15 protein-coding genes are annotated in these 25,465 nt (G+C 69.4%); 7 read left to right on the top strand and 8 right to left on the bottom strand.

The window, feature by feature from the left end; all coding sequences use genetic code 11:
* Window positions 1-145 precede the first annotated feature (145 nt).
* From RAH40_RS03415 to RAH40_RS03400, 4 genes are all read left to right on the top strand, one after another.
* On the top strand, window positions 146-3,337 hold the full coding sequence (locus tag RAH40_RS03415; RefSeq protein ID WP_306600674.1) for a C45 family autoproteolytic acyltransferase/hydolase: 3,192 nt from the start codon (window positions 146-148) through the stop codon (window positions 3,335-3,337).
* A gap of 128 nt (window positions 3,338-3,465) precedes the next feature.
* Window positions 3,466-3,867: a bacteriohemerythrin gene (locus RAH40_RS03410; RefSeq protein WP_306600673.1), complete on the top strand. Its 402-nt coding sequence runs from the start codon at window positions 3,466-3,468 to the stop codon at window positions 3,865-3,867.
* 98 nt (window positions 3,868-3,965) lie between these two features.
* Window positions 3,966-4,931 carry a hypothetical protein gene (locus RAH40_RS03405; RefSeq protein WP_306600672.1) on the top strand — a complete coding sequence of 322 codons (966 nt, stop codon included), beginning with the start codon at window positions 3,966-3,968 and terminating at the stop codon, window positions 4,929-4,931.
* A 61-nt stretch (window positions 4,932-4,992) separates the two neighbouring features.
* Window positions 4,993-8,226, top strand: a complete 3,234-nt coding sequence (locus RAH40_RS03400; protein WP_306600671.1) for a S41 family peptidase — start codon at window positions 4,993-4,995, stop codon at window positions 8,224-8,226.
* On the opposite strand, the gene RAH40_RS03395 is transcribed toward RAH40_RS03400, so the two are convergent.
* Window positions 8,223-8,717, bottom strand: coding sequence for a DinB family protein (locus tag RAH40_RS03395; RefSeq protein WP_306600670.1), 495 nt, complete (start codon window positions 8,715-8,717; stop codon window positions 8,223-8,225). The genes RAH40_RS03400 and RAH40_RS03395 overlap by 4 nt on opposite strands.
* A 125-nt stretch (window positions 8,718-8,842) precedes the next feature.
* Here RAH40_RS03395 and RAH40_RS03390 point away from each other — a divergent pair, with 125 nt between their 5' ends.
* Together RAH40_RS03390 and RAH40_RS03385 are read left to right on the top strand one after the other, a co-directional pair.
* On the top strand, window positions 8,843-10,414 hold the full coding sequence (locus RAH40_RS03390) for a peptide MFS transporter (protein ID WP_306600669.1): 1,572 nt from the start codon (window positions 8,843-8,845) through the stop codon (window positions 10,412-10,414).
* A gap of 113 nt (window positions 10,415-10,527) precedes the next feature.
* Window positions 10,528-11,583, top strand: coding sequence for a PilZ domain-containing protein (locus RAH40_RS03385; protein WP_306600668.1), 1,056 nt, complete (start codon window positions 10,528-10,530; stop codon window positions 11,581-11,583).
* Here the strand turns inward: RAH40_RS03385 and RAH40_RS03380 are convergent.
* From RAH40_RS03380 to RAH40_RS03360, 5 genes are all read right to left on the bottom strand, one after another.
* Window positions 11,573-14,584, bottom strand: a complete 3,012-nt coding sequence (locus RAH40_RS03380; protein ID WP_306600667.1) for an IPT/TIG domain-containing protein — start codon at window positions 14,582-14,584, stop codon at window positions 11,573-11,575. The genes RAH40_RS03385 and RAH40_RS03380 overlap by 11 nt on opposite strands.
* A gap of 19 nt (window positions 14,585-14,603) precedes the next feature.
* Window positions 14,604-17,615, bottom strand: coding sequence for an IPT/TIG domain-containing protein (locus RAH40_RS03375; protein WP_306600666.1), 3,012 nt, complete (start codon window positions 17,613-17,615; stop codon window positions 14,604-14,606).
* Between the two features lie 88 nt (window positions 17,616-17,703).
* Complete coding sequence (locus tag RAH40_RS03370; protein WP_306600665.1) at window positions 17,704-18,933, bottom strand: glycosyltransferase family 4 protein; 1,230 nt, start codon at window positions 18,931-18,933, stop codon at window positions 17,704-17,706.
* Window positions 18,934-18,944: 11 nt separating this feature from the next.
* Complete coding sequence (locus tag RAH40_RS03365; RefSeq protein WP_306600664.1) at window positions 18,945-19,955, bottom strand: NAD(P)-dependent alcohol dehydrogenase; 1,011 nt, start codon at window positions 19,953-19,955, stop codon at window positions 18,945-18,947.
* A gap of 13 nt (window positions 19,956-19,968) precedes the next feature.
* Window positions 19,969-21,036, bottom strand: coding sequence for a quinone-dependent dihydroorotate dehydrogenase (locus tag RAH40_RS03360; protein WP_306600663.1), 1,068 nt, complete (start codon window positions 21,034-21,036; stop codon window positions 19,969-19,971).
* Window positions 21,037-21,143: 107 nt separating this feature from the next.
* Between RAH40_RS03360 and RAH40_RS03355 the strand changes: the two genes are divergently transcribed.
* Window positions 21,144-22,784: an NAD(P)/FAD-dependent oxidoreductase gene (locus RAH40_RS03355; protein ID WP_306600662.1), complete on the top strand. Its 1,641-nt coding sequence runs from the start codon at window positions 21,144-21,146 to the stop codon at window positions 22,782-22,784.
* 330 nt (window positions 22,785-23,114) lie between these two features.
* On the opposite strand, the gene RAH40_RS03350 is transcribed toward RAH40_RS03355, so the two are convergent.
* Together RAH40_RS03350 and RAH40_RS03345 are read right to left on the bottom strand one after the other, a co-directional pair.
* Window positions 23,115-23,534 carry a GxxExxY protein gene (locus RAH40_RS03350; RefSeq protein WP_306598196.1) on the bottom strand — a complete coding sequence of 140 codons (420 nt, stop codon included), beginning with the start codon at window positions 23,532-23,534 and terminating at the stop codon, window positions 23,115-23,117.
* A 220-nt stretch (window positions 23,535-23,754) separates the two neighbouring features.
* Window positions 23,755-24,795, bottom strand: coding sequence for an IS630 family transposase (locus RAH40_RS03345; RefSeq protein ID WP_306602277.1), 1,041 nt, complete (start codon window positions 24,793-24,795; stop codon window positions 23,755-23,757).
* Window positions 24,796-25,465: the final 670 nt, after the last annotated feature.

The raw sequence follows: 25,465 nt of genomic DNA, 5'->3' as shown, positions 1-25,465 counted from the left end.
CCGCGGAACGGTCCCGGCCCCCCTCCGGAGGCTGGATCCTCGCCGCGGCGGCCGGGTCCCGGGTCCGGATCCCCGGCGCGGCACATGTTCCATTTCCAGGACGGCCCGGATTGCTGCATCATGGTTTGAGGTAATTGGAGATTTCATGATGCGTGGATCCTGGCCGTTCCTGGGTATCTGTTTTTCTGCCATGGCGCTGGTGGCGTCGGATCCGGCCCTGCTGCCGCTGGTGAACGCCGGCTTCGAGCAGCAGAAGGACTCGCAGGTCGCTGGCTGGACGCTGGCCAAGGCCAACGGGGCGACCGTCTCCGTCGGGCTGGGACACAAGGCGGGGTTCCGCAGCCTCCGGCTCGAGAACCCTGCCGGGGGCGCCGAGTCCACCGTGGTCTCCGAGCCGGTCAAGCTGGAGGTGGGCCGTCTCTACCGGCTCAGCGCGTTCATCCGCACCAAGGGCGTGCACCCCGATCCCACGGCCCGCTACCCCACGGCCCTCGGGGCCTGCGTCTCCATGAAGAGCTTCCCCTTCACCAACGCCTCGCCGACGGTGGCGGGGGACGGCTCCCAGCGCGTCTCGGTGGCCTTTTTCGCCACGACCGCCAACGACCGGGTCCAGCTGCACCTGGGCCGCAACGGGAAGACCGCGGGCGCGGCCTGGTTCGACGACCTCAGGCTGGAGCAGGTGGACGACATCGGCGCGATCATCCCCACGGAGACGGTGCGCTGGGCCGGAAAGGGCTTCCGCTACGACGACGGCGGCTGGATCGTCCTGCACATCGAGGGCGAGCCCTACGACCGGGGCGTCCAGTACGGCCAGCTGGTGGCTTCCGAGCTGGCGCTGTTCGTGGACAAGCTGGCCATCCTGCAGGACAAGGCCGACCCCGTCCGGGGCTGGGACCGCCAGCGGACCCTGGCGGACGCCCTCATGCTGCGCAAGTACGAGCCGGAGTTCCTGGAGGAGATGAAGGGCATCGCCGACGGCGCGGCCAAGGCCGGCGCGAAGTTCCGCGGCCGGGCCCTGGACGTGCTGGACGTGGTCACCGCCAATTCCGACATCGACCTGGGCGAGATCGCCGCCGCCACGCGCGTCACCGCCTCCCCGCTGACGGGCCGCAGCTTCCTGAAGGCCGAGGACGAGGCCGCCGCGGGCGGGAAGGGGGACCGCTGCTCCTCCTTCATCGCCACGAAGTCGGCGTCCTCCGACGGCCGCGTGGTCATGGGGCAGATCTTCATGTGGCCTCCTGGATACACCGGCGTGGACTGGAACGTCATGGTGGACGTGCAGCCCGCGAAGGGACACCGCTTCGTGATGCAGACCTTCCCGGGCGGCATCAGCTCGGGCGCGGACTGGTACATCAACGACGCCGGCATCGTCATCGGCGAGACCACCGTCCAGCAGACCCCCTTCAATCCCGACGGCACCCCCGAGGCCAACCGCATCCGCCAGGCCGCCCAGTACGCCACGAGCATCGACCAGGTGGCGGAGATCCTGAAGAACAGGAACAACGGCCTCTACACCAACGACTGGACCATCGCCGACATCAAGACCGACGAGGGCGCCGTCTTCCTCCTGGGCACCAAGGAGACGAAGATGTGGCGCACCGGCAGCAAGGGCCACCCCGCCGACACCCCGGCGGGCCTCAAGGACTTCGTGTGGGCCGACAACAACAACCGGGACCTGGGCGTGCGCAAGGAGCGCGTCCCCAACGCCGAGAACGAGCCCGTGGACCTGGCCTTCAACACCTGGAACCGCGACATCGCCTTCCAGGACTTCTACAAGCGCTACGGCCAGGGCAAGTTCGACCTGCAGGTGGGCGTGGAGCTGAACGGCTCGAGCCCCATCAACCGCCCCCATGCCTGCGACGGCAAGCTCACCACCTCCGAGATGGCCGAGAAGCTCATGTTCATCGCCCACTTCGGCAAGACCACCCTGCGCGAGAAGTGGGTGGGCGGCCGCTTCATGGCCGACCTCCCCGGGGCGACGCCCCACCTGACGCTGGGCTTCACCACGTTCAGCCCCCTCTACGTCGCCGACCGCCTCAAGCAGGCCCGCGCCGCCGCCCAGGAAGCCGCGACCGCGCCCAAGCCCGACCTGGCCGCGGCCAAGGACGTCCACGCCTATCCCAAGCGCCTGCTCTGGTCCAACACCGTGCTCCCCGCCACCGACGGCGACAACTGGTTCGTGAGCGGCTCGGCGGCGTACTACGGGCTCCTCAAGCGCCTGCCCGAGGCCCAGGACAAGGCGGCCGCGTCCCTGCGGGACAGCCTGGCCGAGCTCAACGCCCGCTACGCCTACGTGGTCTCGAAGGAGGGCTCCCTGGCCCCCGCCAAGGCCCGGGTGGCCTACGACCGCTACGGCGCCTACCAGATCCCCCGGATCAAGGGCACCTTCCTGCTGCACCAGCTGCGCCTCCTGGTGGGCAACGGCCCCTTCGCCAAGGCCATGGCCGCGGTGCACGACGGGTTCAGCAACCGCCCCATGACCACCGCGGACTTCACGGAGACCTTCTCCAAGTCGCTCGGACGGGACCTGAAGCCCTTCATCCAGCAGTGGGTGGGCAGGGAGGACCTGCCCGACCCCATCATCACCGCCAGCGTGGCCACCGCCGCCGAAGGCTTCGACGTCACCGTCAAGGTGACCCAGCCCGGCAGGCCCTGGCACTTCGTCACCTTCCTGGAACTGGGCTCGGCCAAGGGCTCCCGCTTCGTGCGCCTGGAGATGGACGAGGCCATGGGCTCCACCACGTACCACGTGGCCGACAGGCCCACCCGCGTGGTCTTCAACGCGGGCCGGGACCTGCCCACCCGCCAGGAGAACCCCTACACCCTCCCCAACCTCCTGGACGACTTCGACCACACGCTCTACGTCTTCGGCACCTCCCGCGAAGTGGAGGCCAACCGTTCCCTGGCGATCAACTGCCGGGACCTCATGGCCGACGCGTTCACGGAGATCCTGCCCCCCGTCAAGCCCGACGCGGAAGTGACCGACGAGGAGCTGGCCTCCCGGGACCTGGTGGTCTTCGGCGGCCCCGAGGAGAACAGCCTCCTGGCGCGCATCACGGAGGAGCACAAGCTGCCCGTGACCTTCGGCAAGGGGTTCTTCCGGTTCCAGGGACGCACCTACGGCAGCTCCTGGGACGGCCTGGCCATCGCCCTGCCCAATCCCTACAACCCGAAGCGCACCCTCTACCTCTACACCGCCAACAGCCGGCTGGAACTGTGGCACATGACCCGCACCTTCCAGCGGGGCCTTCCGGGGTGGGCGCTCTACCGCGGCGCCGAAACGGCGGCGAAGGGCTTCCAGGCCGAAGAAAGGCACGAGGTGGTCCTGCAGCCCTGAGGAGGGAGGATCGGGGCCGGCTGACGTAATTATTCATATCCTGGATTTTGCCCGCAGAATCTAAGTAATCTACTGTATTCACCGTCCCCGGGTTCTCCTGGGAGAATCGGGCAATCCGGGAGATGCATATGGAATCGATGGTCTGGCAGAAGGGCTGGGAAATGGGGGACGCCAAGCTCGACTCCCAGCACAAGGCCATGATCCGCGCCATCAACCATCTGGCGGTGCGCCTGGAGGAGGGCCGGAGCAGGGAGGGCGTGAACCGGTCCATCACCTTCCTGATGGTCTACGTGGAGCTTCACTTCCGGGAGGAGGAGGAGGCCATGGAGCGGTCCGGGTACCCGTTCAAGCAGGCCCACGTGGAACAGCACCGGGAATGCACCCGGCGCATCGAGGCCCTCCTTGAGAAGTGGCGGAACGGCGCCCCCGAGATCCTCCGCGACCTGGTGGCCTTCTTCAACTTCTGGCTGGCGGACCACCTCGGCGACGCGGACCGGCGCTTCTCGGAATTCCTGCGCTCCGCGGCCTGACGCACTCCGGCCGGGGGACTCAACCTCGAAGGCGCCCGGCGCGTCCATTCCCCTGAAAGCCATGGACAGTCCTGGATCCTGGGAGGTGGAGCATGCGTATGTCCGGATGGCGCGTTTCCCTGGGTGCGGCCTCCCTGCTCCTGCTGGCGGGATGCTCGTCGGTGAAGGTCCTCCTCGGCTACCGGGTCCGTCTCGAGAAGACGCCCATCGCCTCCCTGGAGGCGAGCCTGCCGCATGGGCTCGCGCCGGGGGAGCGGGTCCCCCTGGTGGTGAAGCTGCAGGGAAGGGACGGGACCCCCTACCTGACCGAGGGTGCCGGAAAGGGGAAGGTCCTTTGGGAGGACCTCCAGGTCGCCGCGACGGTGGTGACCGTGGACGCGAAGGGGCGGGTGTCCCTGCCGCGCGACCCCCGGGCCAGTGACGGCCTGGCGGGGCGCCTCGTGATAACCCTTCCAAGCCAGCCGGGCCTGCGCACGGAGCTGGCGGTGCCGGTGCGGTATGACCATCCCTTCACGTGCGAATTCCGGGGCCGGCCGGGCATCTCCGGAACGGACGGTTCGGCGGGCCTGGACGGCTCGGACGGGAGCATGGGCTCCACCGACCCGGACCACCCCTCGCCCGGAGGCAACGGCGGCAGTGGCGACAACGGCGGCGACGGGCAGGACGGGAGCCGCGGCGGGGATGGTCCCGCGGTGGAGGTGCGCCTGGCCCTGCGGCCCGGGCCCCTGGTCATGGCCAGCTGCGAAGCGGGAGGCGACACCTTCTTCTACCTGGTGGATCCCGTCGGCGGGAGCCTGACCGTCGCCTCCCGGGGCGGCGCGGGGGGCTCGGGCGGAAAGGGCGGCAGGGGAGGCCGGGGAGGCAACGGCGGCATGGGCAGCCCCGGCGGCAGCAGCGGCGGCGACGGCCTGGGCGGGCGGGACGGCTGGGACGGGGCGCCGGGGGCCGACGGGCCCGTCACCGTCGTCTTCGATCCGGCGGTGAAGCCCTACCTGGGCGCGATCCATCTGCCCGAAGGTCCCGGCGTGGTCCTCCGGGAAGGGAAGGTCGGCCCGCTCTGGTGATTTTTGCCGCCCCGGGAAGATACCTCGCAATACAATAGCCTCACGATCCCCTGGAGGCCCCATGTCCTGTCCGGCTACCCGGTTCCTCACCCCGGTCCTGTCCCTCGCCCTGGCGGCCGGTCTCGGCGCCCAGACCCGGCTCCTGCGCTTCCCGGACATCTCCGGCGACCGGGTGGTCTTCACCTACGGCGGCGACCTGTGGACCGCCGGCGCCACGGGAGGCACGGCCACCCGGCTCACCGCGCACCCGGGCCTGGAGCTCTTCGCGAAGTACAGCCCCGACGGGCGGTGGATCGCCTTCACGGGCCAGTACGACGGGGACGAGCAGGTCTACGTGATCCCCGCCGAGGGCGGCGTGCCCCGGCAGCTGACGTTCTACCCCGCCCGCGGGCCCCTGAAGCCCCGGGGCGGCTACGACAACCAGGTGATGGGCTGGACCCCGGACGGGACGTCCATCCTCTTCCGGTCCATGCGGGACGCCAACGGCGTCTCCGTCCACGGCCGGCTCTACACGGTGCCCCGCGAGGGCGGCCTGCCCGCGGTGCTCCCCATGCAGGAATCCGGCGCGGGCTGCTTCTCCCCCGACGGCAAGCGGATCGTCTACACGCCCCAGTTCCGCGACTTCCGCCACTGGAAGCGCTACCAGGGCGGCTGGGCGGAGCACCTCTACGTCATCGACCCCGCGACGCTGGAGCGCAGGCCCATCGCCCACACCCGGCGCACGGAGCGCGACCCCATGTGGATCCGGGACCGGGTCTGGTTCGCCTCGGACCGGGACGGCACCCTCAACCTCTACAGCGCCGACCCCGCCACGGACCAGGTGAAGCAGCACACCTTCAGCAGGACCTGGGACGTGCGCTGGCCCTCCTCCGACCAGGCCCGCATCGTGTACGAGCTCAACGGCGAGCTCCACGTGCTCGACACCCGCGACGGCTCGGACAAGGCCATCCTGGTCCGCGTCCCCACCGACGGCGGCGCCTCGCGGCCCACCCATCTGGCCGTGGAGAAGTTCATCGAGGGCTTCGGCCTGTCCCCGAAGGGGGAGCGGGCCCTCTTCGTGGCCCGGGGCGACGTGTTCACCGCGCCGGTCGAGAAGGGACCCACGCGCAACCTGACGAACTCCTCCCGGCACCATGACAAGCGCGCCCAGTGGTCCCCGGACGGGAAGAGCATCGCCTTCATCTCGGACATGAGCGGCGAGGAGCAGGTCTACGTCATGGACCAGGACGGCAAGGGCAAACCCGTGGCCCTCACCTCGGGCCTGTCGGTCTTCCTCACCTCCCTGGAGTGGGCCCCGGACGGCAAGCGCCTGGCCTTCACCGACAAGAACGGCGTCCTCTACGTCGTGGGCGTCGCCGACCGGAAGGTGGTCGAGGCCGCGCGGGAGACCCACGGCGGCATCCCGGAGCACGCCTGGTCCCCGGACGGGAGGTTCCTGGCCCTGACCCTTCGCAACGCCAACGGCTTCGATTCCCTGTGGATCTGGGACGGCCAGCTGCACCGGGTCACCTCCGACCAGGCCCCGGTGACGTCCCCCGCCTGGGACCCCGAAGGCAGGTACCTGTATGCCCTCAGCCGCCGGGACTACGCCCCGCTGATGAGCAACCTGGAGTTCGACTACGCCGGCGCCAGTAACACGGGCGTGTTCGCCTACGCCCTGCGCCGGGACACGCCCCACCCCTTCCCGCCGGAAAGCGACGAGGTGGCCGTCGAGGAGAAGAAGGAGGAGGCCAGGGGGCCCCGGACCGTCGCCATCGACTTCGAGGGCCTGGGCCAGCGCTGCGCCCGCGTGCCCCTGCCCATGGGCAACCTCATGGGCCTCCACGCCTCGAAGGGGACGCTCTCCTACGTGAGGGGCGGCCCGCGGTTCTACGCCACGGAACCGGCTCCCGGCGGCAGCCTCACGGTCTTCGACCTGCGCAGGCGCAAGGAGTCCGAGCTGATCGCCGACGTGCGGGGCCTGGCCTTCAGCGCCTCCGGCGACAAGGCCCTGGTCAAGCTCAAGGAATCGTACGTGCTCGTGGACGTCAAGCCCGACGCCAAGGACCGCAAGCCCGTCTCCACCAAGGGCCTCCACGTCGACGCCGTCCCCGCCCAGGAGTGGGCGGAGATCTTCGACGAGGTCTGGCGCCGCTACCGGGACTTCTTCTACGTGAAGAACATGCACGGCTACGACTGGAAGGCCCTGGGCGACCGCTACCGCGCCCTGCTCCCCCACGTCACCCACCGTTCCGACCTCACCTACATCCTCACCGAGCTCGTCTCCGAGCTGAACATCGGCCACGCCTACGTGGAAGGCGGGGACTACCTGGTGCCCGAGCGCGCCAGGTACGGCCTGCCCGGCGCCCGCTTCGAGCTGGACGCCAAGGCCGGGCGGTACCGCATCGCGAAGATCTTCCGGGGCCAGAACGAGGAGGCCAAGTACCGGAGCCCCCTCACCGAGGTGGGCGTGGACGCCCGCGAAGGCGACTACGTGCTGGCCATCGACGGCGTCGAGCTGGGCGCCGGAACCGACCCCTACACCCTCCTGCGCAACCACCCGGATCCGGTGACCCTCACCCTGAACGGCAAGCCCGTGGCCGAAGGGGCCCGGCGCGTCACCTACAACCCGGTGGCCAGCGAGGACGCCCTCCTCTACCTGGACTTCGTCCTCGCCTCCAAGGAGCGCGTGGACAGGCTCTCCGGGGGCCGCGTGGGCTACATCCACATTCCCGACATGGGCGCGCCCGGCATCGCCGAGTTCATCAAGTGGTTCTATCCCCAGATCCGCAAGGAGGGCCTGGTGGTGGACGACAGGGCCAACGGCGGCGGCAACGTCAGCCAGATGGTCCTGGAACGCCTGGGGAGAAAGCTCCTGGGCACGCGCTTCGGCCGCACCTCGGAGTTCCCGTCGACCTACCCCTCCACGGTCTTCCACGGCCCCATGGCCTGCCTCGTCAGCGAGACCAGCGCCTCGGACGGGGACATCTTCCCCTACCACTTCCGCCTGGCGGGCCTCGGCCCCCTGGTGGGCAAGCGCACCTGGGGCGGCGTGGTGGGCATCAGCGACTCCGGCCCGCTCCTGGACGGAGGCACGGTCTTCGTGCCGCAGTCGGGGACGAACGCGCCCACCGGGGAGTGGATCATCGAGGGGGAGGGGGTCACGCCCGACATCGAGGTGGAGAACGACCCCGCCTCCATCCGGGACGGCCACGACCTGCAGCTGGAGCGCGGCGTGCAGGAGGTGCTGAAGGCGATGGAGGCCAGGCCCATGAAGCTTCCGGCCAAGCCTGCGGATCCTGTCAAGACACGCTAGGCCCACCTGCCTTCCGGCCGTTTCTTCCACGTCCAGATGATGTAGTCCACATTGAGGGGTTTCCCCCCCAGCCCCTTCAGCCGCGTCATCAGCTGCCCCCGGTGGTGCTGCGTATGCATCGCCACCTGGGTCAGCGCCTCGTCCACCGTGATGTGGCAGGGCGGGCCGGGGAACCAGGGGACCACCAGGTCCCTGCCCAGGCCTTCCGGCGGCATCTCCCGGAACAGGGCCCGGTAGGCCTCGTGGTTGGCCCGGGTATGGGTCCGCAGGGCTTCGAAGGAGGGCAGGGGCGTGGCCGGGTCGAAGCGGACGTGCTCGCCCCGCAGGACCATCAGGAAGGCGGACTCGGTGTCGGCCATGTGGCGCACGCGCTGGCGGAGGTCCTCGTCGTCCTGGAAGCCGGACGTTCCCCAGGCCTCGAACCACACGGCGTCCGCCCAGGCCATGTGATCGTGCATGTCCCGGAGATGGTCGAACAGGCTGCTGGGCATGGAGGCACCTCGGATAATCCAGTCGGACTCGGGCCAGCATACCTGAATTGGCCTTTGGGCAGTTGTGACAAGGGTTTGAATAAAAAGAAGGTATAAAGAAGGTGACAATCATTCGGAGCTTGCCCATGAGCGGAGACCTTCGCACGGATGCCCCTGCGCCCCCCAAGGGCCAGCCCGCGGGCCTTTGGGTCCTCATCTTCACGGAGACGTGGGAACGCTGGAGCCACTACGGCATGCGCGCCATCCTCATCCTCTACCTCACGGCGCCCGTGGCGCTGGGGGGCATGGGGCTGGAGAAGCCCCAGGCGGCGGGCATTTTCGGAGGGTATCTCCTGGCCATCTACCTGTTCGCCCTCTCCGGCGGGCAGATCGCGGACCGCTTCCTCGGCGCGAAGCGAACGATCGTGCTCGGCGGCCTCTTCATCGCCGCGGGCCAGCTGCTGCTCCAGGTGCGCAGCCTCAACGGGCTGGTGGCGAGCCTCGTGCTCATCTCCATCGGCACCTGCCTCCTGAAGCCCAACGTCAGCGCCTCGGTGGGCCGGCTCTACACCAAGGAGGACCCCCGCCGGGACGGCGCGTTCACCTACGAGTACATGGGCATCAACCTGGGCGCCATGATCGCCCCCATCTTCTGCGGCTACATGGCCGAGCAGCCCACCTTCATCGCCTTCCTCACCCGCATGGGCCTGCACTCCCCCTCGGGCTGGGCCTGGGCCTTCGGGCTCTCCGGCTTCGGCATGCTCCTGGGCTTGGCCAACTTCGTCCTGCGGCGCAACCTCATCGTCGACGTGAACCTGCCCGAAGGGCAGAAGGAGGCCCCGCCGCGCGGCATGGGCTTCCTGGCCATCCTCCTCCTGGTGCTTCTGGCCTCGGCCTGGATGGTCATCGGCGGGAAGAACTGGCCCATCCAGCTGCTGGGCGGCGCCGCGGCCTCCGTGGGCACCATGGCGGCGGTGTCCTGGCTGCTGAAGAAGGGCATCGTGCAGGGCCGCGCCGCGGCCACCACGGCCACCGGCGAGACCGTGGCCGCGCCCACGCTGACCCCCGAGGACCTCAAGCGCCTGGGCGTGGTGGGCATGATGCTCTGCTTCAGCATGACCTTCTGGGCGGTCTTCCAGCAGGCCGGCTCCAGCCTCAACCTCTTCGCCAAGGAGTTCACCGAGCGGGTGATCTTCGGGTTCGAGATCCCCGCCTCCTGGTTCCAGTCGGTGAACGCCACGGGCATCGTGCTCCTGGGCTCGGTCTTCGCCTGGCTGTGGACCCGCAGGGCCGGGAAGTGGCCCAGCAGCCCGGTGAAGTTCGCCCTGGCGCTGCTCTTCGCGGCCCTGGGCTTCTACCTGCTGGTGCCCGCCTCCCTCATCGCCCAGGCCGTGCCCGGCCAGGTGACCAAGGTGGGCATGGGCTGGCTCGGGGGCGTCTACCTCATGCACACCATCGGCGAGCTGTGCCTGTCCCCGGTGGGCCTCAGCTACGTGTCGAAGCTGGCCCCGAAGCACATGAGCAGCCAGCTCATGGGGGCCTGGTTCTTCGCCACGGGCCTGGGGTCGTACCTGGCCGGCAAGGCCGCGGGCCTCATGGGCACCGTCCCCCTGGCGGTGCTCTTCGGCTTCTGCGCCACCGTGGCCCTGGCGGCCTCCCTGATCCTGTGGGTCCTGGTCAGCCCCATCATCCGGCGCCAGATGGGCGGCTACAGCTGATTTTCTCCCGCCACTGGGGAAAATCCTGCACTATGATCGGATAACCGCCCCCGGAGCCCATGGAGAACAAGCTCGATTCCACCATCCGCAACCCTGACGTGATACGTGAGGCGATGCGTAACGTTTGCGAAAAGGGCGAACTCCTCCTGCTCGTGACGCCCTACCTCCGCCTGGAATCCAACTTCCTCCGCCTGGACCAGGACGCCGTCCACGTCACGGCGCTCATGAGCCGGGAGGACGCCATCTTCGGCCTGCGCTCGCCCGAGCTGCGCATGCGGTTCCCCTACGGCCACCAGTTCTACGAGGCCCCCACCCGCACCCTGGGCGTGGGCATGACCCGGGGCCGCCAGTCCCTGTCCCTGGCCCTCCCCACCGTCATGAACATGGACGACTACCGCGCCTCGCACCGGGTGGACCGGGTGGGCCGGCTCATGGCGACCTTCAGCTCCCGCAAGTACGACCTGCTGGTGGCCAACGTGGTGAACCTCAGCACCAGCGGGGTGCGGATCTTCGCCCAGCGGGACTTCGAGGAAGGCGAAGTGGACGTGGACGACATCATCCACATCGCCCTCACCGTCACGCCCGAGATCGTCATCAACTCCAAGGCCAAGGTCCGCTACGTGAAGGACCGGATCCTGGGCCTGGAGTTCCGGCCCCGGCCCGAGGGCGCCCTCCTGGACACCTTCGCCCGGTGGGTCTTCCAGAAGCAGGAGGAGGAGCTCATCATCCAGAGCGGACGGGGCGGAGCCGACGAGGAGCGCAGCGGCGCCGCGCACCGCGCGGAGACCGCCCCCGGCCTGGCGCTGGTGTCGAGCGACGCGGATCTGGAAGCCCGCCTCCGGGAGATCCTCAAGGACCTTCCGCCCCTGGCGCGGGTGGCCCCCGGCACCCAGAACATGAAGGACCTGGCCGCCTCCACCCGCAGCCTCGTCCTCTTCCACGTTGCGTCCCTGGGCATGGACGACCGCAAGCGCATCCGGATCCTCCTGGAGGCCCTGGGCGGCAAGGTGCCCTTCCTGCTTCTGGGCACCGGCGTGGACAACGGCGCCCTGTTCGAACTGGGCAGCGAGCTCAAGGCCGTCAGCGTCTACGTGCTGGGGGCGACGTCCTCCGGCCTGCTGCCCAGGCTGCTGCAGGGGATCCTGCGAAAGCACTTCCCTACGGCGTGACCTTCACCCGCCTGCGCACGCTGCGGATGCCGGCGCTCATGTTCAGGTCCAGCTCCCGCGCGTCCGTGGCCAGGTCGGCGGAGCCCCCCTCCACCATGCCGATGACGGCCCCGGTGGCGGGATCGGTCACCATGACCATGGGGTGCGTTGCGGCGTCCCAGCCCAGATGCACCGTGCCCGGACCCCACGCGGTGGCCACGGGGTCCCGGGGCAGGGCCGCGCCGGTGGGCGACGCGAAGTACCGGGAAGCCCGGCGCACGGTGCCCTCGGCCCTCGCGGAAGCGTCGACGACCTCCATGCTGGCCAGCGCGGCTTCCACCTGCGGGCTCAGGGGGATGGAGAAGGCGAAGGTCCGCACGGATTCGCCCTGGGGCAGGTCGGCTTCCTCCTGGGCCTCGAAGGGGATCTCCTGGAGGATGGAGCCGGTGGCGTCCCGTAGCACGAGGGTGCAGTCCCCCGGGGCGGGCTGGTCCGAGCAGTCCGCCGCCTGGAAGGCCGGCTCCAGCACCGCGCCCCCTTTCGAGAGCGTGCCCCAGACCACGAGGCCCGGCCGGGCCTCGGTTGTCGACCGCGGCGTGCCGAGTTCCCAGGCCCGGTTGGCCAGCACGTCCTTGTAGACGTAGTCGCTGATCCAACGCGGGTAGCAGTAGCTCATGATGTCCGACTGGGCCCGGGGGGCGATCACCTTGCCCGTGGCCATGTTGAAGCCGGTGGCGCCGAGTTCGGCGTCCGGGTACGGATACCTCGGGTCAGGCACTGCCGCTCCGCCGCAGGGGCTGTGGTACCTCCGCAGGTTGTGCCCCAGTTCATGGGCGAAGGTTCCGTAATAGGACCGGTCGAAGGGACTGCCCTCGGCGTCGAAGCCCACCGCGGACCTGGCGAGGTTGTCGGGACGCCCGCTGATGTCGGCCAGTCCGGAGATCATGGGGGAGGGGCCGCGGTTGATCACGCCGTAATGGTACCGGCGGCTTCGGGGATCGGCGGTCAACCGGTTGGCCTCGATGGCGGTGCGAAGCCGGACCCAGGTCATGATGTCCTCCGTGATGGGCTCGCTCCAGGTCATGACCGGCGCCTTCACCAGATCGATGTCCTTGAGGGGCCAGATCTGCCGGGCCAGGGTCAGCCAGGATTCCAGGGGCCGGGCCGCGTCGCTCACCCGGCCCACGGTTCCGCCCTGCTGGACCGGAATGAGGGTGATCCCGATGGGGGGCACCGCCACCACGTTCAGGGGCAGCGGCGCGCCGCCCGGGGGGTAGACGTCGTCGGCGGCGGACAGGTCGGTCCCCGCGCCGAGGATGCGGGCCTGGATCGCGTTGCCGGGCTGGACGAACGCCCCGTCCAGGGTGAAATCCCAGGACCGCCCTTCGCGGGTGTCGTCGGTATAAAGGGGCACCGTCGCCAGGGGGGCGGGAATGTCCCGGGTGACCAGGGTGCCGCCGGCCGCGTCGGTCACGGTCACCCGCACCGCGGGAGCCTGGGGGAGGGAGGCGTCGCCTTCCAGGAAGACCCGCACCCGGCCGCTGCGGCCGGCCACGAGCGGTACGGACCGGTCCATGCGCTGGGTGGCCTGGGTGACGTACAGCCCCGAGATCCTCCTGTTGGCGGTGGAGGTTCCGGCCTTGACGGTGAAGGTCTGGTCGGACTGGGCCCTGCCGCCCGGGCCCGTGACCGTCACCGGGCCCGTGGTGGCCCCCTTGGGCACGAGGACCCGGATGACGGAGCCCAGGTTGTAGGTCACCGACACGGCCCGGGTGGATCCGAAGAGGATTTCCGTGGCCGGATCCAGGTTGCTCCCCCAGATCCCCACGGACGTTCCCTCCGGGCCCGTGACCGGATCGATGCGGGTGATGACGGGAGCGGGGTGGACGACCGTGAAGGGCGTGGGGTGGGTGATGGTGCCGTCCCCGTGGGTCAGGACGATGGGGCCGGAGGCGGCGTTGGCGCCGGGGACCCAGACGGTGAGGGAGGTGTCCCCCCAGGAAAAGGTGGGGGCGCGCTGGCCGGCGATCGTCGCGGAGGTGATCGCCGAGAGCCCGGTGCCGGTGATCTCCACCCGCTGGCCCGGGGGGCCCGTCAGGGGGGTGAAGCCCGTGAAGGTGGGGGCCGGGCGGCTTTCGGAGGTGACGGTGAAGGGATGGGGGGTGAGGGCGGCGCCGGTGGCGGCGGTGATCGACACCGGACCGGTGGAGGCCCCCGCAGGGACCGTGAACGTGAGCTCCGTGTCGTTCACGGGCGTGAAGACGACGGCGTTGCCGGCCAATTCGACCCGGGTGACCGGGAGCAGACCGTTGCCGAAAAGGCGCACCACCGTGTTCACGGGCCCCTTCAGGGGCTCGATGCTGGTGATCGACGGCGGGCCCGGCAGTCCGGGATCCAGGGTGAAATCCGCCGTCGAGGTCGCGCTGCCCGCCGGCGTGGTCACGGCCACCTTCCCGGAGCCGGCGCCTGCCGGGACGGAGGTGAGGATCTTCGTGTCGGTGGCGCTGAACCAGCCCACGGCGGCGCCGCCGACGGTCACGGCGGTGGCCTTGGCGAGGCCCGACCCCAGGATCGTCATCGGGGTGTAGGCCTGGGCCCTGGCCGGGTCGAAACGGTCCAGGACCGGGGCATCCGGCGTCGCGGGGACGGTGAAGGCCGCGCTGGCCGATTCCCCCGCGAGGGTCGTGACCGTGACGGGGCCCGTCTGGGCCCCCCGGGGCACCGTGGTGGTGACCTCCAGGTCCGAGGCGTCGAAGGACGCGGCGACGCCCGGGCTGAACGTCACGCCGGAGACGGTCCCCAGGCCCACGCCGGTGATCCTCACGGGCGTGTCCACAGCCCCGCCTGAAGGCAGGACGGAAAGGATGCGGGGCCCGGGGGTGAAGGGATTGTCCGGCGTCGCCGACGGGGTGCCACCCTTGCTCCCGCCGCCGCAGGCGGAAAGGAAGGCCAGGGTGAGGGCTGCCGGGATTACCGCGGTAATGTTCCCTGGATGCTGATCGCGCTGGGAGAGCCGGGGCATACTTCCTCCTGATGGTTCTCTAGGGCGTGACCTTCACCCGCATCCGCACGCTGCGCACCCCGGCGGAGAGGTTCAGGTCCAGTTCCGTGGCGTCGGTGAGCAGGTCGGCGGAGCCGCCCTCGACCATGCCGATGACGGCGCCGCTTGCGGGATCGGTCACCATGACCATGGGATGGGTGGCGGCGTCCCAGCTCAGGTGCACCGTGCCCGGACCCCATGCGGTGGCCACGGGGTCCCGGGGCAGGGCGAGGCCGGTGGGCGAAGCATAGCGGCGGGAGGCCCGGGCCACCGCGCCCAGGGCGGCCTGGGAGCCGTCGACGACCTCCATGCCGGCCAGCGCGGCCTGGACCTCAGGGCTCAGGGCCAGGGTGAAGGCGAAGGACCGCACCTGCTGGCCCTGGGGCAGATCGGCCTCCTCCCGGGTCTCGAACGGGACCTCCTGGAGGATGGCGCCCGAGGCGTCCCGCAGCAGGAGGGTGCAGTCGCCGGGGACGGGCGGGCCCGAGACGTCCGCCGTCTGGAAGGCGGGCTCCACGGCGATTTCGCCGTTGTGGATGGTGCCCCAGACCACCATGCCCTGCGTGGCCACGTGCGGCGACGGGGTGGCGAGCTCCCAGGCCCGGTTGGCGAGCACATCCTTGTAGACATGGTCGCTGACCCATTGGGGACTGCAGTAGCTCATGATGTCCTTGAACATTGCGGGATGGAGGATCCTGCCCGAGGCGGGATCGAAGCCGGTGGCGCCCAGTTCCGCGTCCGGGTAGGGATACGACGGGTCGGGGCCGGAGGCCCCGCCGCAGGGGCTGTGGGCCCTCCGGAGGTTGTGCCCCAGTTCATGGGCGAAGACGCTGGAGTAGGTTTCCCTGTTCGGGGTGCCCTCGCCATCCCAACCCACGGCGGACCTCGCGAGGTTGGTGGGGCCCTGCGGCACCTGGCTCAGGCCGGCGATCCCCGGGGCCGAGCCGCGGTCGATCACGCCATAGTGGTACCGCAGGCTCCTCGGGTTCGCGGCCAGCCGCTGCACCTCGATGGCATTCCGGAGCCGGGCCCAGGTCATGCCGTCCTCGGTGACGGTCTCGGACCAGTTCATGACCGGCGCCTGCACCAGATCGATATCCTTGAGCGGCCAGATCCGGCGCACCTCGGTCAGCCAGGAATCCAGGGTCCGGGTGGCGTCGGTGACGCGCCCGGTGGTGCCGCCCTGCCGGACCGGAATGAGGGTGATCCCGATGGGAGGCACCTCCACCACATTCAAGGGCAGGGGCGCGCCTCCGGCGGGATAAACGTCGTTGCCGGAGGCGAGGTCCGAGGCTCCGAGGATCCGGGCCTGGATGGTCGTGCCGGGCTGAATGAAGGCGCCGTCAAGATCGAAATCCCAGGATTGGCCCTCGAGGGTGTCGTCCAGGCGGGTGGGCACGCCCGCCCTGGGGGCGGCGATATCCCGGGTCACCAGGGTGGCGCCGCCGGCGTCCGCCAGGGTCACCCGCACCGAGGGGCTCTGCCGGTTGGGGGAACCGGCCTCCAGGAAGACCCGCACCCGGCCCTTGCGGCCCGCCACCAGGGGCACGGACCGGTCCAGGCGCTGGGTGGCCTGGGTGACGTACAGCCCCGCGATCCGGGTGTCCGCGGTGCTGGTCCCGGCCGTCACCGTGAAGCTCTGGATGGACTGGACCCGCCCGGCGGCGGTGGTCACCGTGACCGGGCCCCGGGTCGCCCCTTTGGGCACCAGGACCTTGATGGTGGAAGGACTTGAATAGATGAGGGAGGTCGCCCGGGTGGAACCGAATCGAATGTCCGTGGGTGCGGCAAGCCCGGTTCCCTGGATCCACACGGGCGTGCCTTCCGGTCCCGAGGGCGGATCGAAGGCGGTGATGGAGGGCGGGGGCGTATCGACCGCCAAGGGAACGGGGTGGGTGACGGTGCCGCCCGCCCAGGCAAGGACGATCGGACCGGAAACCGGGACGCTTTCCGGAAGAAAGAGGATCAGGCTGTTGTCGTTCAGGGGACCGGAGGTGACCATCTGGCCCCCGACGGTCGCCTTCAGGATCGAGGCGAGGCCGGTGCCGGTGATCGTGATCGTCTGGCCGGGCCGGGCCGAACGGGGGGTGAAGTCCAGGAAGGAGGGGCCGGCGGCGGGCCCGGGCGTGACGGTGAAGGGGAGGGACGTGGCGGCGGCGCCCGCGGCGCCGGTGAGGGTGACGGGGCCGGTGGCGGCCCCGAAGGAAATCGCGAACATCAGTTCCGTATCGCCGAGGAGAGTGAAGGGGAGGCTGATGCCGGTGAGTTCGGCCTTCGTCACGCCGAGCAGGTTGTTGCCGAAAAGCCGCACCACCGTGTTCACGGGGCCGGACAGGGGCGCGAGGCTCGTGATCGCGGGGGGGTCGGGCGTCGCAGGGTCGAAGGTGAAATCCGTGGCGGACGTCGCGGTTCCCCACCGCGTCGCGACCGCGATCCTGCCGCTGGCGGCCCCTTCCGGGACGGCCACGAGGAGCTGCGTATCCGAGGCGACGGAGAACCAGGTGGCCGCAACCCCTCCCAGGGTGACGCCGGTGGCGCCCGTGAAGCCGGAGCCCGCGAGCGTCACCTGGCTCCGGGCCCGGCCGCGGTCCGGGGCGAAGGCATCCAGGACGGGCTCAGGCAGGGGCTGGGCGACGGTGAAGGGGATCGTGGCCGCCAGGCCCCCACGGGTGGTGACGGTGATCGGGCCCGTCTGGGCCCCCGGGGGCACCGTGGTGGTGACCTGGGTGTCCGAGTCCACCGTGAAGGGGGCGGCGATGGAGGGGGTGAACGTCACCCCGGCGACGGTCGCGAGGTTCACCCCCGTGAGGGTGATGGCGACCCCGGGGGTGGCTGCGGCCGGCAGGCTCCCGGTGATCTCCGGAATCGGGGAGGCGCTCCCCCCTCCGCCCCGGGTGCCGCCTCCCCCGCCGCCGCAAGCCAGGAGGACGACGGCCAGGACGGCCAGAAGGGCCGGAGTGAGCCGTTGCGGAAGGTTCCAGGAACGGGGGCGGCAAAGGGTGAGCCGGGACATGGGCACTCCGAAAAGATATAAATAAAATATTGTTTTTTAATGGGCATGCAAGTGCTGCTTCAAATTTGAATCGTATTATGATGTTTAATTAATTCAACTTCAGGGCCCGAACCAGGACCGCCCCCGCCGCCTCCGCCGAGAACCGGCCCCGGCAGGCGTCGTCCGTCCGCTGCCTCCTCCGGTCAACCTCCCCGTCGCCCAGGGCCGCCACCGCCCCCAGCGCCTCCGCCAGCGCCCCGGGCGAGAAGGGGTCGCACACCCAGCCCAGGTCCCCCCCCTCGAGGATCTCGCAGGGTCCCCCGTGGTCGGAACCGATGAGCAGCAGGCCCCGGGCGGCGGCTTCGGGGTAGACCATGCCGAAGGGTTCGTCCAGGGAAAGCAGGGCGAAGACGTCGCAGGCCTCGTACACCCGGCGCAGGTCATCGGCCGGCAGGTATCCGTGGAACAGGAAGGCGTCCGCGGGCAGCAGTTCGGCGGCCAACTGCTCCAGACGGGCCCGCACGGGGCCCTCGCCCACCACGTGGAGGCGGCTGCCCGGGGATCCGGCATGGTAGGCGGCGAAGCCCCGGATCACGGTGTCGATGTTCTTGGCGGCCTCCAGGCGGGAGTGGGTGAGCACGTTCAGGCCCGAGCGGGAAAGGCCCGCGCGGCGGGAGCCGCCCTCCGGGAACCGCACGATGGGGAAGACCGGCTCCTCCTGGCAGCGCCCGTAGATGCGCCGCGCGCCGTCCCGGCTGAAGGCGCTGATGGCGTAGATGTGGTCCAGGCCCGCCACGCCCTCCAGGTCGAGGCCGCGGCGGAGGAAGAAGGTGGCCTTGCGCGCCAGGGCCTCGTCGTGGCGGCGCAGGGCGTCCCGGAAGTCCTCCGTGGCCCACTCGGGGGCCTTCGGGACGGCATCGGCCCGGGCGGCCAGGTTCGGGTTGGCCTCCCGCAGGTGCAGGCTCCGGGGCGGCTCGTTGCACTGCCAGATCTTCCGGCCCCGGATCGGCGCGCCGCCCAGGATGGAGCTGGCGGGGGCGTTGTGGGCCACCACCACGTCGGCCTCCGCCAGCATCGGCACGGCGGACCGGCCCTGGATGCGCAGGCGGGAAGCCCGGGTCCAGGCCCTGAACACGTCGGTCCAGGGCCGCCAGGGCGCGACCCGCACGGGCATTCGCTCCAGGCGCTCCCCCCAGAGGGCCGGATCGTGGGCGTAGGTGACGATGTCCACCCGCACGCCGCGGCGGGTCAGGTACTCGCCCTCGTCCAGGGCCAGAAGCTCGGCTCCACCGCGGGCCGCGAAGGTCGGATGGAAAAGCGTCAGTCTCGGAGGATTCATGAGGGAGGGTATCACACCATCCGGATCACGATCTTCCCCGTGTGGGCCCCGCTCTTCATGCGGGCCAGGGCCCCGGGCACCTCCGCGAAGGCGAAGGTGCGGTCGATGACCGGCTTCAGGCGCGCGAGGGCGATGGCCCGGGACATGTCCTCGAACATGCGCCTGGAGCCCACGAAGACCCCCTGGAGCCGCAGCCCTTTCATGAGGATCTTCACCGGGTCCAGGCCGCCGCCCTGGGCCAGCACGCCGATCACCGTGACCAGGCCGCCCATGCGGGTGGCGTTGAGGGACCGGGCCAGGGTGCCCGCGCCGCCCACCTCCACCACGTGATCCACGCCGCGCTTGCCGGTGAGGCGCAGGACCTCCTTGTCCCAGTCCGGCGTGGCCACGTAGTTGATGGTCGCGTCGGCCCCCAGGGCCCGGGCCGTCTCGAGCTTGGCGTCGCTGCCGGAGGTTGCGATCACCCGCGCGCCGTGCAGCTTGGCAAGCTGGAGCGCGAAGAGCGAGACGCCGCCGGTGCCCAGGGTGAGGATGGTGTCGCCGGCCTTGATGCCGCCGATCTCCACAAGCGCGTTCCAGGCCGTCAGCGCCGCGCAGGGCAGGGTGGCCGCCTCCTCGAAGGAGAGGTGCTCCGGGATGGGCGAGAGCCCCTGCTCGGGGAAGACGCCGAATTCCCGAAGCACCCCGTCCCGGTCCCCGGCGCCCAGGGCGGAGCGCTGCAGGGCCGGCGTCAGGGGACCGTCCACCCAGTCCTGCATGAAGGCCGGGCACACCCGGTCGCCCACCTTCCAGCGGGTGACGCCCTCGCCCACGGCCGTGACCTCCCCGGCCCCGTCGGAGCCGGGAATGGCCGGCAGGCGCGGGTTGGGGTTGTAGGAACCCTGGCCGAAGAGCAGGTCCCGGAAGTTGAGCGACGCGGCATGGAACCGCACCTGCGCCTCCCCCGGACCCGGCAGGGGCTCGGGCCGCTCCACCAGGGCCAGGTTCTCCAGTCCGAGTCTGGCGTATTCGTAGGACTTCATGGCCGTCCTCCTCTCACCCGGAGTAGTACGTGCGCTCCGCGAGATCCCGGTTCATTCGCCCCACCAGGAGGGGTCCTTCGAAGATCAGCGACGAGTAGATCTGCACCAGGGCCGCGCCGTCCTGCAGGGCCACGGCCGCGTCCTCGCCGCTGCCGATGCCGCCGCAGGCCATGAGCTTGATCCGGGACGGGATGCGGCTCAGCACCTGGCGGTGCACTTCCCGGGCCTTGATCTTGAGGCCGCGTCCGGAAAGTCCGCCCATGCCCAGCGCCTCGACCTTGGCGCGGTTCATCTCCGAGACGATGTTGCGGTCCAGGGTGGTGTTGGTGGCGATGAGCCCGGTGACGCCGCTGGCCACGATGACGTCCACCGTGGCGTCCAGTTCCTGCGCGTCCAGGTCGGGCGCCAGCTTGACCAGCAGCGGCTGGTTCTCCAGCCCCAGCTCCCTGCGCAGGGCCAGCACGCCCTCCAGGAGGGGCTTGAGCTGCTCGGGGGCCTGCAGCCGCCGCAGGCCCGGAGTGTTGGGGGAGGAGATGTTCAGGGCCACGTAGTCCACCAGGGGCGCGATGGCGCGGAAGGCGGCGGCATAGTCCAGCAGCGCCTCCTCCTCGGGGGTCTCCTTGTTCTTGCCGATGTTGCCGCCCACCACGAGGCCCGGGGGCCGGTGCCGGAGCCTGCGGGCCACCACCTCCACGCCCTCGGAGTTGAAGCCCATGCGGTTGAGGATGAGGTTCTCCTCGGGAAACCGGAAGACCCGCGGCTTGGGGTTGCCCGCCTGGGCCCGGGGGGTCACGGTGCCGATCTCCACGAAGCCGAAGCCCAGGGCCTTCCACAGGGGCAGCAGCTCGGCCCCCTTGTCCAGGCCGGCGGCCAGGCCCACGGGTGAGGGGAACCGCAGTCCGAACACCTCCCGGGCCAGGCCCGGGTCCGGCTGTCCGCACAGGGAGCGGGTGAGCCCCAGGACCCCGGGGATCCGCTGGGCGAGTCCGCCCAGGGTGAAGGCCGCATGGTGGGCCAGTTCCGGGTTCATCCTGAAGATCAGGGGCCGGAGCAGGGCATAGGGATCGAAGGATCGGGTCATGGGCCTCGCCGTCAACGGGTTGAACTTCATTATGACGCCGGGGCCCCGGATCGTATAATCCTCGTTCCGGCCTTGATTCCGAAGAATCCCCTACGCCGAGGAGCGCCATGCGATACCTCATCTCGAACCTCCCCCTGGCGCTCGGCGAGGAGAAGAACCCCCTCCAGGAGACCCTGGCCGCCCTCCTCGGGGGCCGGCCCGCGGACTACCTGGAGCCCGTGCTGGAGCGCCTGAGCCTCGACGCCCGCCACAAGGGCTCCATCCGGTTCCTGGCGGCCCTGGCCTTCGATACCGGGCGCGACCTCGCGGACCTGTCCCTGCCCAGGGGCGCCCAGCTCGACGCCGCGCCCCGGCCCGTGGCCTGGGCCGTGCCCCCCGTGGAGCGAAGGCCGAGGGTGGTGGTGGTGGGCAGTGGCCCCGCCGGGACCTTCTGCGCGCTGCGGCTCCTGGACTACGGCATCGAGCCCGTCGTGCTGGAGCGGGGCGCGCCCATGAGCGAGCGCGTGCGGGCCGTGGCCGGCCTCTGGAACGAGGCCGTGCTGGACCCCAACGCCAACGCCCAGTTCGGGGAGGGCGGCGCGGGCACCTTCTCGGACGGCAAGCTCACCACCCGCATCGGGCACCCCGCGATCCGTTTCGTAATCGAGACATTCGTGAAGTTCGGAGCCAACCCTAAAGTGCTCTACCTGGCCCGCCCCCACGTGGGCACCGACGTCATCCGCAAGTGCTCGGTGCTCATCCGCAAGGAGGCCGAGGCCCGGGGCGCGCGGTACCGGTTCCGCGCCCGGCTCGCGGACATCCGCTTCCGGGACGGGGCCGTGGCCGCGGCGGTGCTGGACAGCGGGGAGGAGATCGCCTGCGAGGCCATCGTCCTGGCCCCCGGCCACAGCGCCCGGGACACCTTCGAGATGCTCCACCGCCACGGCGTGGCCATGCGCCAGAAGGCCTTCGCCATGGGGGTGCGGGTCGAGCATCCCCAGGTGCTCATCGACCAGTCCCAGTACGGCCCCTCCAAGGGCCACCCCAGCCTGGCGCCGGCCGACTACAAGGTGGTGTGCAACTTCGGCCCCGCCCGGGCGGCCTATTCCTTCTGCATGTGCCCCGGCGGCGAGGTGATCCAGTGCGCCTCGGAGCCCGGCGGCGTGGTGGTCAACGGCATGAGCAACGCCCGGCGCGACTCGGGCTTCGCCAACTCGGGCCTGGTGGCCAAGGTGAACACCGCCGACTTCGGCTCGGACCACCTGCTGGCCGGCATGTACTTCCAGCGCAAGTGGGAGCAGGCCGCCTTCCGCGCCGCGGGCGAGACCTACGGCGCGCCCGCCACGAGCGTCCAGGACTTCCTCAAGGGCCGGGCCTCGGGAAACCTGCCCCCCACCAGCTTCCGCCCCTTCGCCGTGCCCGCCGACGTCGGCACCTGCCTGCCGGACTTCGTCCAGGAGCAGCTGCGGGGCGCCATCCCCGACTTCGACAAGAAGATCCACGGCTTCGCCAGCCGCCAGGCCCTGCTGCTGGCCATCGAGAGCCGCACCAGCAGCCCGGTGCAGATGATCCGGGGCGAGGACGGCCAGAGCGTGAGCCACCCGGGTCTCTACCCCTGCGGCGAAGGCGCCGGCTTCGCCGGGGGCATCACCTCGGCCGCCGTGGACGGCATCCGGGTGGCCGAATGGATCGCCCAGACCTGCGGCGCCGCGCCGTTCCTGCCGTTCCAGAGAAACGTCAAGGCCGGGGACTACGCGACGGAGTACTAGGAGCCTGTCTACGCAATAGGAGGCCCCGCGATGATGGCACCGGGGCTAGCAAATCAAGGAAGGCGAGGAAAGCCGCAGCGGGACTGCGGTTGACGAGCCTGACGCAGAGTTGCTGGCCCCGCTGCCATCACCCGAAGGGCGGCGCCCAGAAGCGCGCTTATCGTGTGCAAGTCCCTTGAAGGATTGACCTAATCCTCCTGCGGGCCTTGCGCTCGATAATCACGCTTCTGGGCGCCGTCGCGGGGCCTCCCATTACGTAGACAGGCTCCTAGTGTAGGCCGCCAGAAGAACAGGTAACACCTTGTCCCCCCCCTTCGCCTCGGGTCCAGTTCAGGGCTTGGTGTTGACGAGTCGCTTGATGCCCCCGTCCTTGAGGGGCCAGTTATGAAAATTGATCAGCAGGCCCACTTCGAAATTTGCAAAGTGGAGGCAGCTATTCAGTTGGGCGAAGTCGGCATCCGAAAACTTCGCAATGGCCTTCGCCTCGACGACCACCTTGTGGTCCACCACGATATCCATGATGTAGGCATTCTCGACGCACAATTCCTTGTAGGTGATGTCGAGGTGAACCTCGCGTAGGGCCTCGTGTCCGGCCAACCTGAGTTCATGGGCGAGGCAAGCCTTGTAGGCATTTTCCAGGAGTCCAGGCCCCAGAACTATCTGCACCCTGATGGCAGCGAGGATGATGGCTTCGGTGATATCTCGATGGGGATAGTTGTCGCCCCAATCTTCGCCCCAATGCCGACCCATGACTTCCTCCTTCGGGTCAGGAGTGCGCTCAATCACGCCGGGACGTTCAGGCCAGAATTCTTTCCTCGGTATCCTCGGCCTCCTCGGCGCCTCGGCGATGGGCTTTTCGACGGGTGCTTCGGCGCATGTAATCTTTGCTCCGACTGATACTTGAGAAAGCCATCGCCGAGGCGCCGAGGAGGCCGAGGATACCGAGGAAAAGAAAAAGGCAGGTTCGCCGTCAACCCTTGGCAGAGGCCGTCCGAATGGCCGCGAGGGCCTGCCGTGCTCGTGTCACCTTGGCGAGGATATCGTTCGCGGACGCGGTCCAAACAAATGGTTTCGGAGCGGCATTGTGTCTCGCGATATAGGTGTGGATCGCTGCTTCGAGTTCCGGGACGGATCTGAAAATACCCCTTCGGATGCGGTTCTCCGTGATGTCCCGGAAAAATCGCTCCACCATGTTCAACCACGATGAACTGCTGGGGGTGAAGTGAACGTGGACCCTCGAATGGCCTTTCAACCAGCTTTTGACCGCCGGATGTTTGTGGGTGGCGTAGTTGTCGCAAATGATGTGCAGAGCGAGTCGCTTCGACGTACCCCGCTCAAGCCGCTTGAGGAACTTCAGCCACTCCTCATGGCGATGACGTGGCATCGTGGCCGAGATCACCGTACCATCCAGCGTGTTCATGGCCGCAAAGAGGGTGGTCGTTCCATTGCGCTTGTAGTCGTGCGTCATGGTGCCGCAGCGACCCTTCTTCATCGGTAGGCCAGGCTGAGTCCGGTCCAGGGCCTGAATCTGGCTCTTCTCATCTACGCTCAGCACGATGGCATGCTCCGGAGGGTCCAGATACAGGGCCACGATGTCCACCAACTTCTCTTCGAAATGAGGATCGTTGCTTAACTTGAAACCAACGGTGCGGTGCGGCTTGAGGCCATTCTGGCGCCAAATGCGTCCCACCGTGCTCTCGCTCACCCCGGTGGCCTGCGCCATGGAGGCCCGGCTCCAGTGCGTGGCATTGACGGGCTGTTCCTGCGTCGTCTTATGGAGCACCTCTTGCCCCTTCAAAGCAATCACCCAAGACTTCCGGCCTCGACCTGGGCGTTCCCTCTCGAGGCCATCGAAGCCCGCTTCCTCCCATCGCTTGAGGCATTGCCAAGCAGTCCGATGATCACAGCCCAAAGCCTGGCCGATGTCACGAAAGGACTCGCCAGAAGCTCGATGAAGAACAATCTTGGCCCGCAGGACGCTGCGCGCAGGCAAGGTCCGGCTCCGCGCCATTTCCTCAAGGCGTCTGAATTGCTCCACAGTTAGATCAACTCGCCCCACTTGCGCCAAAGTTCTCACCTGCCGCCTGGATGCGACGAGCTGTATTGGCGTTACAGGTATTTCTGGCGGCCTACACTAGGGGCCCGGCAATGGAATCGCACGTGTCCCGGATCTTCGCCCCGGGTACTCGGCCGGACAAGCCGGCCTCGTTGGATTCCGAAGGAGACGGGGGGCCGGGTTCCGCTTGCCGGCTTCGCTGTCGGTCCAGGGCATGGGGTCAGGGGGCCCTGCCGACGTGCCTATTGCCTCCGGGGCGCGCTGCGAGTGGGTCATGGCAGGAAGAGGGGGGAGCGCCGACGCTGATCGGCTCAACCAGGCCTCCCATGGAACCGTGGTTCCCGAGGCAAAGGCCCGGGCCCATTGCGGGAGGTCATGGGCGGTGCGGACCGGGATCCACTCGGCCTGGACCCTGGCCGGACCGCGGAATGGGAACTGGCGAAAGCCCTTTGCTTGCCAGCGTCGGCGCGACCCGTCTTCCACCCCGCAACCCTTGAAGCGTATCGAAGGGCCCTAGGCCCACCCGGGGAGCCGCCCTTCCATGTTGGTCCAAAACGTTCGTCGAAGCCGGAGTGTGCCAACACTTTCGCGGAATCCCAAGGCGAGAGCTTGCCGTTGACGCAGC

It is taken from the genome of Geothrix sp. 21YS21S-2, assembly GCF_030846775.1.
Taxonomy (GTDB): domain Bacteria; phylum Acidobacteriota; class Holophagae; order Holophagales; family Holophagaceae; genus Mesoterricola.
The sequence above is the reverse complement of the archived record's forward strand: the minus strand, read 5'-3'. Positions and strand labels throughout refer to the sequence as shown.